Source organism: Bacillus sp. L381 (genome assembly GCF_030284525.1).
GTDB lineage: Bacteria > Bacillota > Bacilli > Bacillales > Bacillaceae > Bacillus > Bacillus amyloliquefaciens.
Map to the genome: position 1 here is coordinate 1,215,301 of NZ_CP127224.1, position 14,396 is coordinate 1,229,696.

Below are 14,396 nucleotides of genomic sequence, written 5' to 3' on the forward strand. Positions count from 1 at the left end.
GTGAAAAGATGATTGAACTATTTGTCATAAAAGAAACGGAGTGGCTCGAGCTTGTAACAGAAAGCGTATCGCTGGAAGGCCACAGATATCAGGCGCCCCGCTCCATCGAAGCGACGATTGTCGTAAAGCAGGGCAGCCAGACGTATTACAGTGTGTCAGAGGGGGATACGGTTTTGTTCAAATGGAATGGAAAAGAACTGTTCCGCGGCATTGTCTTTGCAAGAACGCCGGATGAACATACCGTTGCCTTCACCGCATATGATATGCTCCAATATCTTGTGAAAAACCAGGACGTATACGTGTTTTCCAACCAGCGCGCCGATCAAATATTAAAAAGGATTGCCAGCGATTTTCAAATTCCCGTCACATCCATTGCCAATACAGGCCATACCATTAAATCACTCGTTTTTAAAAATGATACAAGCCTTTACGATATGATGTTAAAAGCCTTAAAGCAGACAAAAAGCCAGACGGGCCGCAATTATCAGCTCTATTCAGAAAAAGGCAGGCTCGGCTTGCGTGAATGGCCGGAGCCGTCTGACATATGGGTGCTGGAAACAGGCGTTAATATTACGGGGTATCAGTACAGCACCTCGATCGATGATACCGCAACCCGCGTCGTCATGCGGCTGCAAAAAGACAATAAAACGGTGAAGGCTTCCGCCGCGGACAGCGCGGGCATGAAATCATTCGGCGTTTTGCAGTATACGGAAACGGTTTCCGATGATATTAACGAAGCCCAGCTGAAACAGCGCGCCAAAGTAAAGCAGGCTGAGAAAAAAGGCGTTAAGAAAGAGCTGAAAAATATACAGGCGATCGGTATTCCGGGGTTGGAAAGCGGATTGCCGGTGTATATCTCAATACCGGAAATCGGACTGAAGAAAACCTATTACGTGGACACGGACCGCCATGAATTCCAAGGAACAAAACATACCATGACAATTGATGTCACGGAGAAAAACTCACTTCCGGAGGGAACATCCTGATGAGATTAAGCGATGCCATTAAACATTTAGCCGTCGGAGCGGTTGACGCCGAAGCGCCGGTGGAGCTGATGCCGGCCGAAGTGACCTCCGTTTCGCCGCTTGAGCTGAAGCTGAAAGATCACGACAAACTGTTGATTCCGTCTGATGCCCTCATTGTGCCGAAGCGGCTGAAGTCCGGGGAAGATGATCAGCTCCAGGCAGGAGACCGGGTGATGACCGCCGCATTAACAGGCGGTCAGTCCTTCTTTGTGCTGGACAAAATTTAACCGCCTGCCTGTATGATGAATGTCGGGAACGTGAAATGTTATCCGTTCTGCATGAGAGATCCGGATGGAAATGGAATAGAGAGAGATGAAGCCGCTTCATTCGCTGAAGAGGGCTTTTTTTAATGAACAATCAAAAAGGAGCGGGTGCAATGGCCCTGACACCGGAAATCGAATTTGAAGATTTGGAGGATGCGAGTGATGCCATTGAAACGTCACAAACCTACCGAATCGATTTTGAAAACAACCGGATTACCAATGAACTGATAAACGGACTGGACGCAATCAGACAATTTGTCTATATCGCTCTGCACACAGAACGGTATTCATACTCGGTTTTCAGTCATGATATCGGAAATGAACTGCAGGAAGTGCTTTCAGATCAGAATACGACGGATGCTTACAAAAAAATGGAGATTCCAAGATTGATAGAAGAAGCCTTGCTGTATGATGACCGTATTTTGGCCGTTACCAATTTTGAGATTGAGAAAAAAGATGATGCCTTCATCGTCTCTTTTACCGTTGAAGCCGATGAGGGCATGCTTGAGATTGAGGAGGTGCTGGGTGAGGATGTTTGAAGCTCAGACATTTGACGACATTATGGACAGAATGCTGGAGAAAATCACGGCAGATATTGATACGAGAGAAGGCAGCGTCATTTACAATGCGCTCGCGCCTGCGGCCGCTGAGCTCGCAAAGTCTTATATTTGGCTTGATACCGTGCTGGAGCTTGTTTTTTCCGATACGGCTCAGGGCGAATTTCTGGACAGGCGGGCTGCTGAAGCGGGAATTGAACGAACGGCTGCCACAAAAGCGGTCAGAGCCGGAGAATTCACACCGGGAATCACCATTCCGCCAGGCTCTCGATTCTTCGTCGATAACCTGTATTTTCAATATACGGAGGATGGAACGCTTGAATGTGAAACGGCCGGTGAGGCGGGCAATGCCGGCATTACAGGTCAAAACCTGCTGCCGCTTGATACGATTCCCGGGCTTGAGAAGGCTGTCATGCGCGATATTTTAATTCCAGGCCGTGAGGAAGAAGACGACAACAGTTTAAGAGCGCGTTATTTTACCCGTGTCCGACGGGAGGCAGTCAGCGCGAATAAACTGCATTATAAACAGTGGGCCGAAGAAGTTGACGGTGTCGGCAGGGCGAAAATCTTCCCGCTATGGAACGGAGACGGAACGGTGAAGGTCGTTATCACAAATGCGAATTTGGAACCGGCATCAGATATTCTGATCAAGAAAGTAAAGGATTATATTGATCCGGATGAAGGGCAGGGAGAAGGCCAGGCGCCGATCGGAGCGGCAGTAACGGTGGAAAGCGCGGTATGGAAAGAGATCGAAATTTCCGCTTCCGTGCTGCCTGAGCTGAACAGCTCGATCGATGACGTAAAAGCGGAGATTGAAAAAGGCGTCCTGAATTTATTTAAAAAAATAGCCTTCGAAGAAAACACCGTCCGTTTATCACAAATAAACAACATTGTTTATAATTCGGCATCCGTCAGTGACTACGCCGATATCAAAATGAACGGTGCGGCGGAAAATCTTGTGCTCAGTGACGTGGAAATTCCTACCCTCAAAGAGGTGATCATTCTTGAGCAGACTCGATGAGATGACGGCGTACCTCCCGCCTTTTTTAACCCGGCTAAAAGAGATGGCGGAAGTGCTTCAGGCGGAAGCTCCTGAGTTTGAGCGGCAGAATCACGATATTTTCGATTTGACAGATCAGCTCTTTATTACGACGGCGACGTGGGGGCTTGACCGCTGGGAAAAAATATTGAAAATACCGCGTGAATCAGGTGATACGGAGGACATGAGACGGCTCAGGCTGATCTCGAAGATGTCGAATATTCCGCCCATCACGCATCAAGCGATCGAACAGGCGTTAAACCGTTTTTTAAAACATCCGTCGGCTTACGTCCGGATGTTTCCGGGGGAATATCGTTTTTATGCCGATATGGAGCTTGATGACCTGCAGCACATGAACGAGCTGATTGAAACACTTGAAAAGATCAAACCCGCTCATTTGGCGTATATACTGAGAGCCGCATTAAACGAAACACTGGAAATCAAAGACCGGGTCATTCTCAACGATCGGAGATACCGAAAAGTCAGTGAACTGAAGGTCGGTTATTCCGTCACACTCAATAATAACGAGGTGGTCTTACCATGATATCAGCCGCATACAGACAGCGTGCCGCAGCCGATCTGAAAAACAGGATCACAAAAGTGCTGTTAAACGGCAAAGAAACACCGATTGCGGACATTTCTGTAAAAGAAGCCGCAGTCACTGTTCTTACACGCAGGGAAGAAGGCATCAAACATATTGAAACCGTGCAGATGCTTGACGAAACAGGAAGCGTCATCACAGAACGAAAAACAAATTTGGATCTCAGCAATAACAGAACGCTGGATTTAAGATTTACCTTTGAGGTGGTGTAACGATGGCTTACGAAGAAAAAACAGACTGGCTTCCGGACGATCCGATTAATGAAGACGACGTCAACCGCTGGGAAAAAGGCATAAAAGACGCCCACAAGGATCTGGCGGCCCATAAAAACGACATGAACAACCCGCACAAAACGACAAAGGCGCAAATCGGCCTCGGAAACGTGGACAACGTCCAGCAGGCAGCAAAAAAAGATTTCGACCAGCACAATCAAGATCAGGATCGGCACTTGACGAAAGAAGAGCGCCAGAAGTGGAATAACGGTCAATTAACAAAGCTGACTGATGATTCCGGGAAATATTTAGCCGAGATACAAGATGGTCTCGACTTTCATCAGGTTGTAGAAAAGCTTAATCAATCTTTCTTCTTTTACACAAATAACACGGGAGTTAATACTCCGCCGCTTTCCGCCCGAGGCCTATATATCGGAGTCAAGTCTGATGGTGAGGCTCTGGCAATGGATTATGAAGGAGGCACATGGAGAAAAACCCTTAAAGCTTCCGTCTGGACTGATTGGGTGCAATTAGAAACTTCAGAAGGCGCTCAAAAAAAAGTCGATGCCCACGCAAAGCAGACTGATACCCATGTAACGAAAGCTGATAAGGATAGATGGAATGCCGGACAGCTGTTTAAAATTACCGCCGATAATGGCACGCAAAAAATCAATTTAACTTCCGGCTCGTTTTATGACTCGTTAAAAGACGTTGGTTCTGTAACTTTTTACGGAACCAATGCAGCAACAGACAACCCGTCAGATACAAGTTTACGCGGCATGCAGTTAGTGGGACAGCCTGGAATAGGTAATGGTTATGCTGTAGACGTGAAGGGTAACGCATGGTGGTTTTACTATAACTCTAATCAAACAGCAATCAATTGGTATCCGATCGAATCTGTGGCAGGCGCGCAGGCAAAGGTCGATGCACATGCTAATCAAACAGATATTCACGTAACAAAATCTGATAAGGACAAATGGAATAATGCACAGTTAAATAAAATTTCGAATGATGACGGCCAGCCGTTATTTAATGTCACAACTGATCTTCATGCTGAATTGTTAAAATATCCTTCATTGACCTATTTCTCATATGAAAAAACTGCGGCGAACACTCCGCCTGCAGGCGGACGTGGATTCTGGACATGCAGCGTTGGAAAGTCATATGGTCATGTTCTTGCCATGACAAATGACAACAGAACGTTTCGTAAGTCATTGGCAAATAACATTTGGAGTGATTGGATTGAGTTGGACAGTACAGAAGCTGCACAAAAGCTGGTAGACGCTCATGCTAATAAGAAAGACATCCATGTCACACAGGCTGATAAAAATATGTGGAACGGCGCACAGCTTTCGAAAATAACAAGCGATAACGGCAGCTATCTTCTTGCGATTGGTGATGAAGATAACTTTCTTGAAAAAATCGTTAAAAACGGAAGGGCGTTCGGCACCTTTTATTCAACCGGTAAAGCGGCAAACAGTCCGAGCAATGCTTCGACCCGCGGCATGTTTCATTTTACCTCTCTTGACAGTGAGGGAAAGGGAACATTTGGGTATGTCATTGCCGTCGATTATAAAAATAATATGTTCACGAACTATTTGGATTTGAACTTGGGCTGGCAGGGCTGGCGGCGGATCGTTACCGAACTTGATACTGAAAACGTCCCTTGGATAAATGTTCCTTATAAAAATGGCGCTAAGTCAGGAGACAGGCCGCTTCAATATCGCAAAGTGGGAAACACTCTTCATTTGAACGGTCACGTACTTACTGACAGAGAAGTGGTGTTCGGGAGTGTGCCGTCTTCTTGTGCGCCGGCCAAAGGCGTTGTGACTATGGTCGCAGCCAGCGGAACCACCGGTTACAGTAAGATTATTATTTATTCTAATGGAGATTTGAAGTTGACGGGAATAATGGCCAATATTGAAAATAACGTTAACGGCTATTACATTGATCTTGTTGTGGCCCTCACGTAAAGGAGCGAGAATATGAAATTAATATTTCCGTATGGCAATGACAATATTTATACAGGCAGTCCGGTTGAGCTTTATCCGGATTCTGAGACAGGAGATTATATAATGCCGGCTAACGCTGCGGACTTTCCGCCGGAAATAAACGGAGAAGGTATGTGGCGCCCATTTTTTGATGAAGAAAAACAAGAATGGGTTGAAACGGCTGATGAAGCATATAAAAACAGCTTAAAAAAGGATATGGCCCCCGATTCAAATTCATTAAACCAGCTTGCAGGCCTCGGCGCGCTGCTGGCGAATGAGAAATTGACCAGAAAAGCAGCTGAACAAGCGCAGCAGTCACTCGGCGTGCAAATAGCATCTTTAAAACTGGAACTCTTAAACTTAAAAGGAGAATGAAAAAATGAAAAAACTTAACTTTTGGGTTTACGCTTTGTTTTATAAGTGGGCCTCAACAGAAATGGTAAAACAGGCTATGGGCTATAATGACTGTTCTGCCGAAGATCTGGCTGAAGGGGTGGCCGCGCACTATATCACGCCTGAGGAATTTCAAGAAATAACGGGTGAAACATACGAAAACTATAAAAATGTTATGTCATAAGCCAGACGGCTTTTTTTATTTGTGGTTTTTAAAAAAGGAGGATGGCGATGAAAAAGCATTCATTTGAATTTCCCGCTGATCAACTTGGCAGGCCAGGCGCCGTAAAAGCTTATCGCGGTAACAAAAACGATTATGTCACACCAGTTGCTGATTTGTCCGGAATGGCAGAGCTTCTTACTAACACGCCGCTGCAAGCGATTGAAGTCTACAGCCAATTCGGACAAGACCGTTTAGGAGCTGTTTTAATAGACAGAGCACAGGGGTGGGCTTACTCGGATCGCAGCGGAACACTTTTTATCGAAGAGAGTGAGGATAACAATTCGTGGACAGCCTCACACTCTGTCGCAGTCAAAGGCGGAATGCTGACTGCTTCGGGCTGGGTTTGCCTGACAAAAAGATATTACCGGCTCCGTTTTGAAAATGGAGACCAAAAGCAGTCCGAATTTGTTTTATACCAATCTGTGGGCACGGGTGGTGCCGCGGCGTCTTCATATACAGACGTCATTTTTCATGAAGATACAGCCGAAACGGGCGAGGGCATCATCTTTAAAGCGGGGACTTGGAAGAAACTTCTCGTCGAAATCACCGGCACCGCCGAGTCAAGCCAAGTCGCGTTTTGGGGGAGGTCCATCTCGGGGAAAAATGTGCCGATCAGAGGAATCAGATCTGACGACGGGACATCAGCCGCCGGCACGTCAGGCACAGAAGAAGTGTGGACATTTGATATTGCCGGCTTTAAAGAAATCGTCATGGAAATCAAGAGCATTTCCGGCGGAAACCTTTCTGTCAAAGGCACGGCATTTTCTTAAAAGAATCAAGCTTCCGAAGGGAGGTGAGAACAATGTAAGAGGAGGGAGCTGAAGTGCTTCTGGATGAACAAACGGTGCAAAAAGAATTCGCAGGCATCAAAGGTGAACAAAAGGTGCTTGAACAGCGGGTAGCCGCTTTAGAGCGGGTATCAGACCGGCAGGATCAGCAAATCATGACGCTGAATGAAAAGCTGAACAAAATTGAAGAAAATACAACATGGATTAAGCGGACCATTACAGGAGCCATCGTGACAGCAATCTGCACGGGCGTCATTGGCGGAGCCATCGCCATCATGTACAATCTGCTGCAAAAGTAAGGGGGAAACAAATATGAAATTCGCGGACAAAGGCACGGTCGTCAGGACGGTGCTTCTTTTGCTTGCTTTATTGAACCAAACACTGCTGATGTTCGGCAAATCGCCGCTGGATATTCAGGAGGATCAGGTCAATCAGCTTGCGGATACACTGTATGCCGCCGGGTCGGCCGTTTTTACGATCGCAACGACTGCGGCCGCCTGGTTTAAAAACAATTACGTTACAGCAAAAGGGAAAAAACAGCAGGCTTTATTAAAAATAAACAATTTATCGAAATAGGAGAGATGAAAACATGGTGAAAATCACACAGGATTTCATTCCGGAAGGAAACAATAACCGCCCAGGCTATGCAATGACACCGATTTACATTACGGTGCATAATACGGCCAATACCGCAGCCGGCGCAAATGCCAAAAGTCACGCGAGCTATGTGAAAAATCCCGATACGCCGACAAGCTGGCATTTCACAGTCGATGATGCGGAAATTTATCAGCATCTTCCGCTGAACGAAAACGGCTGGCATGCCGGAGACGGAAACGGGGACGGCAACCGTAAATCCATCGGTATTGAAATTTGTGAAAATTCAGACGGGAACTTTTCACAGGCCGTGGCTAACGCTCAATGGCTCATCCGCACATTAATGACGTCGCACGGCATCCCGCTTGCGAATGTCGTTGAGCACAAGCATTGGTCAGGAAAGCTTTGCCCGAGAAGACTGTTGGATACATGGGACGAGTTTAAAGCGGGAATCGGTTCTGAGAATAGACAGACGTATACTGTCCAAAAAGGAGATACGCTGTCGGCAATCGCACGAAAATTCGGTGTCAGTGTGGCCGATCTGCAGAAATGGAATAACATCGCTGATCCGAACTTGATTAAAGTCGGACAAGTGCTGATTGTCAGCCCGCCTGTTGAGGGATTGTATCCTCTTCCGGATGAGGTGATTCAGCTGACAGAGCCGTACACATCCGGTGAAAAGGTATACCAGGTGCAAAACGCGCTCGCCGCGCTTTATTTTTATCCTGAAAAAGGAGCTGCCAATAACGGCATCGACGGCATCTACGGACCGAAAACCGCAAATGCCGTGGCCCGCTTTCAATCTGTAAACGGACTGCCGTCTGACGGCATCTACGGCCCCGCTGTAAAAGCGAAAATTTTGAAGCAGCTTTAAGAAAAAAAGGCTGAGTCCCGGAACATCCCGGGATTCAGCCTTTCTTCTTTTTTAATCGGTTTAATAGCCCGAGATTCCTCGCCCGCATCCTCAGCGAATAAGCGGAAAGCCCGAACCGTCCGTAATCCACAAACTTTACGCGCCTTACAATTTTCTTCACATCATCACCTGTCGCATCTCTTTGTTGGTATTATTATATGAAATATAAGGAAAAAAGGAATAAGGACAAGAGCCGTGTCTCCTGTCCTTAGTGTAATCAAGCTTTTTTTTGTTTATACTTGTCAATCAGCCGCTCATTTTCTTTGAAAATTCTGGCGGTGTGAGGGCTGACCTGGTAACTTGCGATGCTTGTCATTGAGCGTTTTTTAAACATTTTGAACGGTTTCGCTCTTTGTTCCGGCTGCCCGTTTTGAAACGCCTGCTCCATTATCCGTCACCTTCCTCTTCTATTGGCAGCATTAAATCATAAATGCTCGTTAGCGATGTGAAAAGCAAATAATCGAATTCCGTCAACAGGTTTTCTGACGTGAGTTTGATCACATACTGGCGGGTCTGGACTGTAAACGGAATAAGCACAAGCCTTCCTTTTTGATCATAGTAGACGTCTTTCCGGTTAAGGCGGGACTGAACGTCTGCCGCATCAGGCATATGCTCTGTCAAGCGGTCCTTATCCGATTGTGCGGAATAGTCGCACAATGAAGCCGTGACATTCATTTTTTCTGCATAAGCGGCCAGCAGTCTGCTGATGCCTTCTGCATAAGCTTCTGTACTTCCATAATATACATGGATCGGTTCATTTTTCAACAGATATTGATAGGTTTTCAGTTTTTCAAGATAGGAGTGAAGCATTTCATTATTTTCTTCCAATATTTCCCTTGTATCCGTCTCTAATTCATTGCCGGCGAGCTTTTTGATATACGCGCTCAAAAAGATAAACGCATCAATAAGGGCAAAGCAGACGGCAACAATCAAATATTGTCTCCATGCGGCAAAGAGCGATTCGGGATCATATGTCCAATAGACCATGGCGCCTACTACAAATAGTAAATACCACGTTTTACGGATGGCAAACATTTTTTCTTTTACTTTTGCCTCATACCGCCAGGATGCATACACATATAAAATGAGTGCGGCCGCCATCGTCCACACCATAATCTGATAAAACAAAAGCATGAGCATCCCTCACAATTCGAAAAATGGTCTGCTATGTTCATTCTATGCCATGACATCATTTTCCTGTCACAAAAAAAACCGCTCCTGTAAAGAAGCGGATGCTGTAATCAGAAAAAGAGATCTAAGATAAAAAAGGCGATGGCGCCGAGTGTACCTGAAATCGGCAGGGTGATGACCCATGTAATGAGCATCCGTTTAGCCGTGCCCCAGTTCACGCCTTTTACGCGGTGGGAAGCGCCCACACCGAGAATGGAAGACGAGATGACGTGTGTCGTGCTGACAGGGAGATGGATAAACGTGGCCCCGAAAATAATGGCTGCGCCGGTTAAGTCGGCAGATACGCCGTTTACCGGACGGATTTTCATAATTTTTCCGCCGACGGTTTTAATGATTTTCCAGCCGCCGATGGATGTGCCGAGACCCATTGCCAGAGCACAGGAGAGCTGCACCCAAAAAGGAATCGCATCACTTTTATGTAAATTGGCCGTCATAAGCGCCATCGTAATGATACCCATCGCTTTTTGCGCGTCGTTTGTTCCGTGTGTATAAGACTGAATGGCAGCAGTCAAAATCTGCACTCTGCGGAAGCGTTTATTTGTTTTCGCCAAATTGCTGTCCTTGAAAATCAGCTTCACAATCGAATATACGATAAAGCCGAGAACAAAGGCGATGATCGGTGAAAAAATAAGCGCTTGGATAATTTTAATAAACCCTTTATAATTCAGCGATGCAAAACCTGACGCTGCAATGGCCGCACCGGCGATCGCTCCGATAATCGCATGTGAAGAGCTGCTCGGAATACCGAAGTACCATGTGATCAAGTTCCAGGCGATTGCGGCGATCAAAGCCGCCAGAATGACAACCGACCCGTTGTCTAATGTATAGGGATTCACAATATCTTTCGTAATGGTTTTCGCAACACCGGTAAATGTCATCGCTCCGAGAAAGTTCATGATGGCCGCCATGACAATCGCGTGCCGCGGCTTCAGCGCTTTTGTCGAAACTGAGGTGGCAATTGCGTTTGCAGTATCGTGAAATCCGTTGATGAAGTCAAATACCAAAGCGCAAATGACAATTAATATCGTTAAAAGTAATAGAGTATCCATTATAACCCCTCGTTACGCGTTTTTCATAATGATGGTTTCAAGGTTATTGGCAACACTTTGGCAAGAGTCGGCAATTTCCTCAAGCGTTTCGTAAATCTCACGGTACTGAATCACTTTAATCGGATCGGTTTCTGTGCCGAACAGATTTTTTAATGATTTACGGTGCAGGTTATCACAGCTGTGCTCGTATTCCTTAATTTTAATGGCGTGAGGGTGAATGTCCTTTAATCGGTTTTCTGCAAGCAGTTCAATCGTGATTAAAATTTCCTTCGCGCACTCTCTGATGTATCCGCTGAACTTATCGATATGTTCGTCAGAAGAGGTGATCGAGAAAATCTCCATCATTGCTGAAAAATGTTCGATTCCGTCAAGCACGTCATCGAGGCTGTTTGTCAGCTCAAGGATGTCTTCACGTTCAATGGGAGTGATAAAAGCTTTGTTCAGCTCTTTGATCATGACATGAACATGATTATCTCCTTTTGTTTCAAACTCTTTTAACGTATCGGCAAATTCCTTTAAAGTCGTCTGGTTCGTCACTTTAAAGTTGACAAAATATTCTGCGGTTTCGTCTATATTTTTTGCGATTTCTGTTAAAAGGAGTGAGAACTTATCTTTTTTTCTTTTTATCATTAAAAACCCTCCATTGTTTGAATGAGACAATGCACACATCAAATTATTATATAGCCTTTTGTCGAAAAAAAACAGATAAAGTCGAAAAAAACGCCTCTTGATTTTTTCGTAAAAACGTGTCTCATCCTGTTTTTCTTATGTTACCCACTTCGCCAAAAAAACGTAACATACTTCGAATTCAGACATCTTGCTTAAAAAGTATAACAAAAGATGTGAATTTGCTGTCAACTTTTACACGTGATTTTGCCGAAAAAAAACGGTTCCCGTAAAAGGAACCGTTTTTGTCAGTTTTTTCTATTGTTTTTCAGCCAAAAATAAAGCGGAAGTCCGGCGAGGCCGATTAAGATCGACAGCCCGCAGCTCAGTGTATCTGTAATGATCGTGCTGATGAGTACAAACAGTGAACCCGCAATGGCCAAAACCGGAATGATCGGATACAGGGGCACGCTGTAGGCGCGCGGTTTTCCGCCGCTTTTTTTTCTGAGGATAAACACGGCGAAAAAGGCCATGACGTAAAAAATATAAATCATGAAAATAGAGATTTCGGACAGCTTATCGGGATTGCTGACGATCATAAAAATGATGGCCAGCGCGATCTGAAATGACACGGCAATCCACGGAGTCCGAAATGTCGGGTGCACCCGTGAAATCTGTCCGGCAAACGGAAGCTGTTTCCGTTCCGCCATCGCAAATGAGACACGCGGAAAAGCGAGAATCTTTCCGTTTAAACAGCCGAAGATGCTGACGATAATTCCGACGCTGATCAATTTTCCCCCGATGTCGCCAAACAGCATTCCGGCAGCGGTGCCGGTCGCATTTTCACCGAGTTTCACAATATCGGTCGCGGGAAGAATGTGCAGCAGGGCAAAGTTAATGAAAAGATAAATAGCGGTGACGACCAACAGTCCGCCTGTCATCGCTTTCGGGAGCAGCTTTTCCGGATTTTTCATTTCTCCGCCGAGAGCCGCAAGAAGAATCCAGCCGTCATAGGCAAACAAGGTAGCCAGTATGGCAGCGCCGAAATTCATTTCCGACATGCTGCTTGTGACGGCTGTAAAAATATGCTGATCGCCTTTCCAAAGGCCGAACACAATCATGCAGATAATCGGAATTAATTTGCCGACAGTCGTAATTCCCTGAACGATGCCGCCATATTTCGTTCCGATAATATTAATGATGCTTAAAAACAAAACGGCTGAAATCCCGATCAGTTTAGACCAGCCGGAATCCCAATTGAACAGATGGGCCATCAAGGAGCCGAAATACAAACCGATTGCTCCGATAATGGCGGGGCCGTAAATAATAATTTGAACCCAGCCGCACAAAAAGCCCCAAAATTCACCGTACACTTCTTCAAGATATGTATAAAGTCCGCCCGTTTTCGGAATCTGAGTGCCGATTTCCGCAACGGTCAAGCCGCCGGCAAGCGTCAAAATGCCTCCTAACAGCCACGCGATAAGCGCGGTTTTCGCATCACCGGAGTAGGCAAGCACGGCGCCGGGTTTCATAAATACGCCGGAACCGATGATGGTGCCGATAACAAGTGAGAGGGCGATGGTAAGGCCGATCTCTTTTTTTAGTCCATTTTCTTCAATCTGCATATCCTTTCCCTCCAGATGTAAAATCGTCATGCTGAAAAAACTATTTTACATATTGTAAACCCTAATTGTCGAAACACGAATAAAATAAATTTTCTGATTTTAGTGTTTTTACCTGAAAAAGCAAGGTTTCTGCTTTTGAGAAGGAAAACATCTCGTTTTAAAAGCGAACATTAACAGATTTGAAACAACTATAGTTCGTTATTTTGAAGGGAGCAATCTGCTGACCGCCTGAGAAGCAGATGTATTGACTTTATGATCCGGATAACATAAATTGTATATAGAAAATATCTCGAAATCGAGATAATTGACTGGAGGATAACATAATGAAAGTTAACGGAATACACCATGTATCAGCATTGACGGCTGATGCACAGAAAAATTTAGATTTCTATCGGAATATTCTAGGGCTGAAGCTTGTGAAAAAATCCGTAAATCAGGATGAACCGACAATGTACCACTTGTTTTACGGTGATGAAACAGCCAATCCGGGATCTGAACTGACGTTTTTTGAAATCCCGCGGATTGCGCCGTTTCATGCGGGGACAAACAGTATTTCTTCGATCGGCCTGCGTGTCCCGGATACGCAAGCGCTGCAATATTGGAAAAAACGATTTGAAGAGCATCAGGTCGCTCATAGTGACATCCGGAAGGCAGCGGGCAGAGACACACTCGCTTTTCAGGATCATGAAGGACAGCGGCTTGTACTGACGGCTGACGAAAAAGGAAAAGATATCGGTGAAGCGGTGAAGCAAAGCGGCATTCCGGAAGAATATTCTTTCCGCGGTCTTGGCCCCGTTGAATTAACCGTCCCGTATGCAGAGGCGACGCTGCGTGTGTTAACCGATGTGCTGGGCTTTACTGAAATCGGAAAAGAAACGCATGAAGACCGGGGCACAGTTACGGTGCTGGAATCCGGAAACGGAGGTGCGCGTACAGAAGTTCATCTGATTGAAAGAAACGATCTTCCGCGCGAGCGTCCGGGAAAAGGCAGCGTGCATCATGTGGCCTTCCGCGTTCAGAATGAGGAGGAGCTTGCTTTATGGCACCGGATAATCACGAAAGAAGGCTTCACCAACTCGGGCATTGTAGAGCGTTATTATTTCAAAGCGCTGTACTTCCGGGAGCCGAACGGAATTCTGTTTGAATTGTCAACAGACGGTCCGGGATTTATGGTCGATGAAAAACCTGAGGAGCTCGGCAAAACGGTTGCGCTCCCGCCTTATCTCGAACACCGCCGTTCTGAAATAGAAGCGCGGCTGAAACCGATTCAGTAAATCAGAAAGAAAGACAGATGCCTCCCGGCTTGACGGGGGCATCTTTTTTTTG

Annotated in this window: 20 protein-coding genes; 14 read left to right on the plus strand and 6 right to left on the minus strand. The window is 45.8% G+C overall.

From position 1 onward, the window contains the following. The first annotated feature begins 8 nt into the window (after window positions 1–8). From QRX25_RS06185 to QRX25_RS06245, 13 genes are all read left to right on the plus strand, one after another. The gene (locus tag QRX25_RS06185; protein WP_212101060.1) at window positions 9–986 is read left to right on the plus strand and encodes an XkdQ/YqbQ family protein; all 978 of its coding nucleotides are present in this window, start codon (window positions 9–11) and stop codon (window positions 984–986) included. After that, window positions 986–1,252, plus strand: a complete 267-nt coding sequence (locus tag QRX25_RS06190; protein WP_065981250.1) for a DUF2577 family protein — start codon at window positions 986–988, stop codon at window positions 1,250–1,252. Before QRX25_RS06185 ends, QRX25_RS06190 begins: the two co-directional genes overlap by 1 nt. A gap of 149 nt (window positions 1,253–1,401) precedes the next feature. After that, window positions 1,402–1,827: a DUF2634 domain-containing protein gene (locus tag QRX25_RS06195; RefSeq protein ID WP_014470499.1), complete on the plus strand. Its 426-nt coding sequence runs from the start codon at window positions 1,402–1,404 to the stop codon at window positions 1,825–1,827. Further along, window positions 1,820–2,866, plus strand: coding sequence for a baseplate J/gp47 family protein (locus tag QRX25_RS06200; protein WP_212101662.1), 1,047 nt, complete (start codon window positions 1,820–1,822; stop codon window positions 2,864–2,866). The genes QRX25_RS06195 and QRX25_RS06200 overlap by 8 nt, the downstream gene beginning before the upstream one ends. Then, window positions 2,850–3,428, plus strand: a complete 579-nt coding sequence (locus QRX25_RS06205) for a YmfQ family protein (RefSeq protein WP_045506670.1) — start codon at window positions 2,850–2,852, stop codon at window positions 3,426–3,428. The genes QRX25_RS06200 and QRX25_RS06205 overlap by 17 nt, the downstream gene beginning before the upstream one ends. Then, window positions 3,425–3,697 (plus strand): hypothetical protein, encoded by a 273-nt coding sequence (locus QRX25_RS06210; RefSeq protein ID WP_013351959.1) that lies wholly within the window; start codon window positions 3,425–3,427, stop codon window positions 3,695–3,697. Before QRX25_RS06205 ends, QRX25_RS06210 begins: the two co-directional genes overlap by 4 nt. A gap of 2 nt (window positions 3,698–3,699) precedes the next feature. Next, window positions 3,700–5,670, plus strand: coding sequence for an XkdV family phage structural protein (locus QRX25_RS06215; protein WP_212101064.1), 1,971 nt, complete (start codon window positions 3,700–3,702; stop codon window positions 5,668–5,670). 12 nt (window positions 5,671–5,682) lie between these two features. Further along, window positions 5,683–6,063, plus strand: coding sequence for a YomQ N-terminal domain-containing protein (locus QRX25_RS06220; RefSeq protein ID WP_065981254.1), 381 nt, complete (start codon window positions 5,683–5,685; stop codon window positions 6,061–6,063). A gap of 4 nt (window positions 6,064–6,067) precedes the next feature. Next, window positions 6,068–6,265 carry an XkdX family protein gene (locus QRX25_RS06225; protein WP_013351962.1) on the plus strand — a complete coding sequence of 66 codons (198 nt, stop codon included), beginning with the start codon at window positions 6,068–6,070 and terminating at the stop codon, window positions 6,263–6,265. Window positions 6,266–6,312: 47 nt separating this feature from the next. Next, window positions 6,313–7,074: a phage portal protein gene (locus QRX25_RS06230; protein ID WP_212101067.1), complete on the plus strand. Its 762-nt coding sequence runs from the start codon at window positions 6,313–6,315 to the stop codon at window positions 7,072–7,074. 53 nt (window positions 7,075–7,127) lie between these two features. Further along, window positions 7,128–7,391 (plus strand): hemolysin XhlA family protein, encoded by a 264-nt coding sequence (locus QRX25_RS06235; RefSeq protein ID WP_013351964.1) that lies wholly within the window; start codon window positions 7,128–7,130, stop codon window positions 7,389–7,391. A 13-nt stretch (window positions 7,392–7,404) separates the two neighbouring features. Continuing rightward, entirely contained in the window at window positions 7,405–7,668 is a 264-nt protein-coding gene (locus QRX25_RS06240; RefSeq protein ID WP_013351965.1) for a phage holin, read from the plus strand. A 13-nt stretch (window positions 7,669–7,681) separates the two neighbouring features. Beyond that, window positions 7,682–8,560 (plus strand): N-acetylmuramoyl-L-alanine amidase, encoded by an 879-nt coding sequence (locus QRX25_RS06245; RefSeq protein WP_212101071.1) that lies wholly within the window; start codon window positions 7,682–7,684, stop codon window positions 8,558–8,560. A 34-nt stretch (window positions 8,561–8,594) separates the two neighbouring features. Here the strand turns inward: QRX25_RS06245 and QRX25_RS06250 are convergent, their stop codons facing one another. From QRX25_RS06250 to QRX25_RS06275, 6 genes are all read right to left on the minus strand, one after another. Next, complete coding sequence (locus QRX25_RS06250) at window positions 8,595–8,720, minus strand: hypothetical protein (protein ID WP_003154809.1); 126 nt, start codon at window positions 8,718–8,720, stop codon at window positions 8,595–8,597. A gap of 96 nt (window positions 8,721–8,816) precedes the next feature. Further along, window positions 8,817–8,987, minus strand: coding sequence for a type II toxin-antitoxin system SpoIISB family antitoxin (locus QRX25_RS06255; RefSeq protein ID WP_003154807.1), 171 nt, complete (start codon window positions 8,985–8,987; stop codon window positions 8,817–8,819). Further along, entirely contained in the window at window positions 8,987–9,733 is a 747-nt protein-coding gene (locus QRX25_RS06260) for a type II toxin-antitoxin system SpoIISA family toxin (RefSeq protein WP_065981257.1), read from the minus strand. Before QRX25_RS06260 ends, QRX25_RS06255 begins: the two co-directional genes overlap by 1 nt. 107 nt (window positions 9,734–9,840) lie before the next feature. After that, window positions 9,841–10,839: an inorganic phosphate transporter gene (locus QRX25_RS06265; protein ID WP_065981258.1), complete on the minus strand. Its 999-nt coding sequence runs from the start codon at window positions 10,837–10,839 to the stop codon at window positions 9,841–9,843. A 12-nt stretch (window positions 10,840–10,851) separates the two neighbouring features. Continuing rightward, window positions 10,852–11,469 (minus strand): DUF47 domain-containing protein, encoded by a 618-nt coding sequence (locus QRX25_RS06270; protein ID WP_003154804.1) that lies wholly within the window; start codon window positions 11,467–11,469, stop codon window positions 10,852–10,854. 284 nt (window positions 11,470–11,753) lie between these two features. Further along, window positions 11,754–13,070: an APC family permease gene (locus QRX25_RS06275; RefSeq protein ID WP_065981259.1), complete on the minus strand. Its 1,317-nt coding sequence runs from the start codon at window positions 13,068–13,070 to the stop codon at window positions 11,754–11,756. A 323-nt stretch (window positions 13,071–13,393) separates the two neighbouring features. Here QRX25_RS06275 and QRX25_RS06280 point away from each other — a divergent pair, with 323 nt between their 5' ends. After that, window positions 13,394–14,344 carry a ring-cleaving dioxygenase gene (locus tag QRX25_RS06280; RefSeq protein WP_115997110.1) on the plus strand — a complete coding sequence of 317 codons (951 nt, stop codon included), beginning with the start codon at window positions 13,394–13,396 and terminating at the stop codon, window positions 14,342–14,344. The last annotated feature ends 52 nt before the right edge of the window (window positions 14,345–14,396 follow it).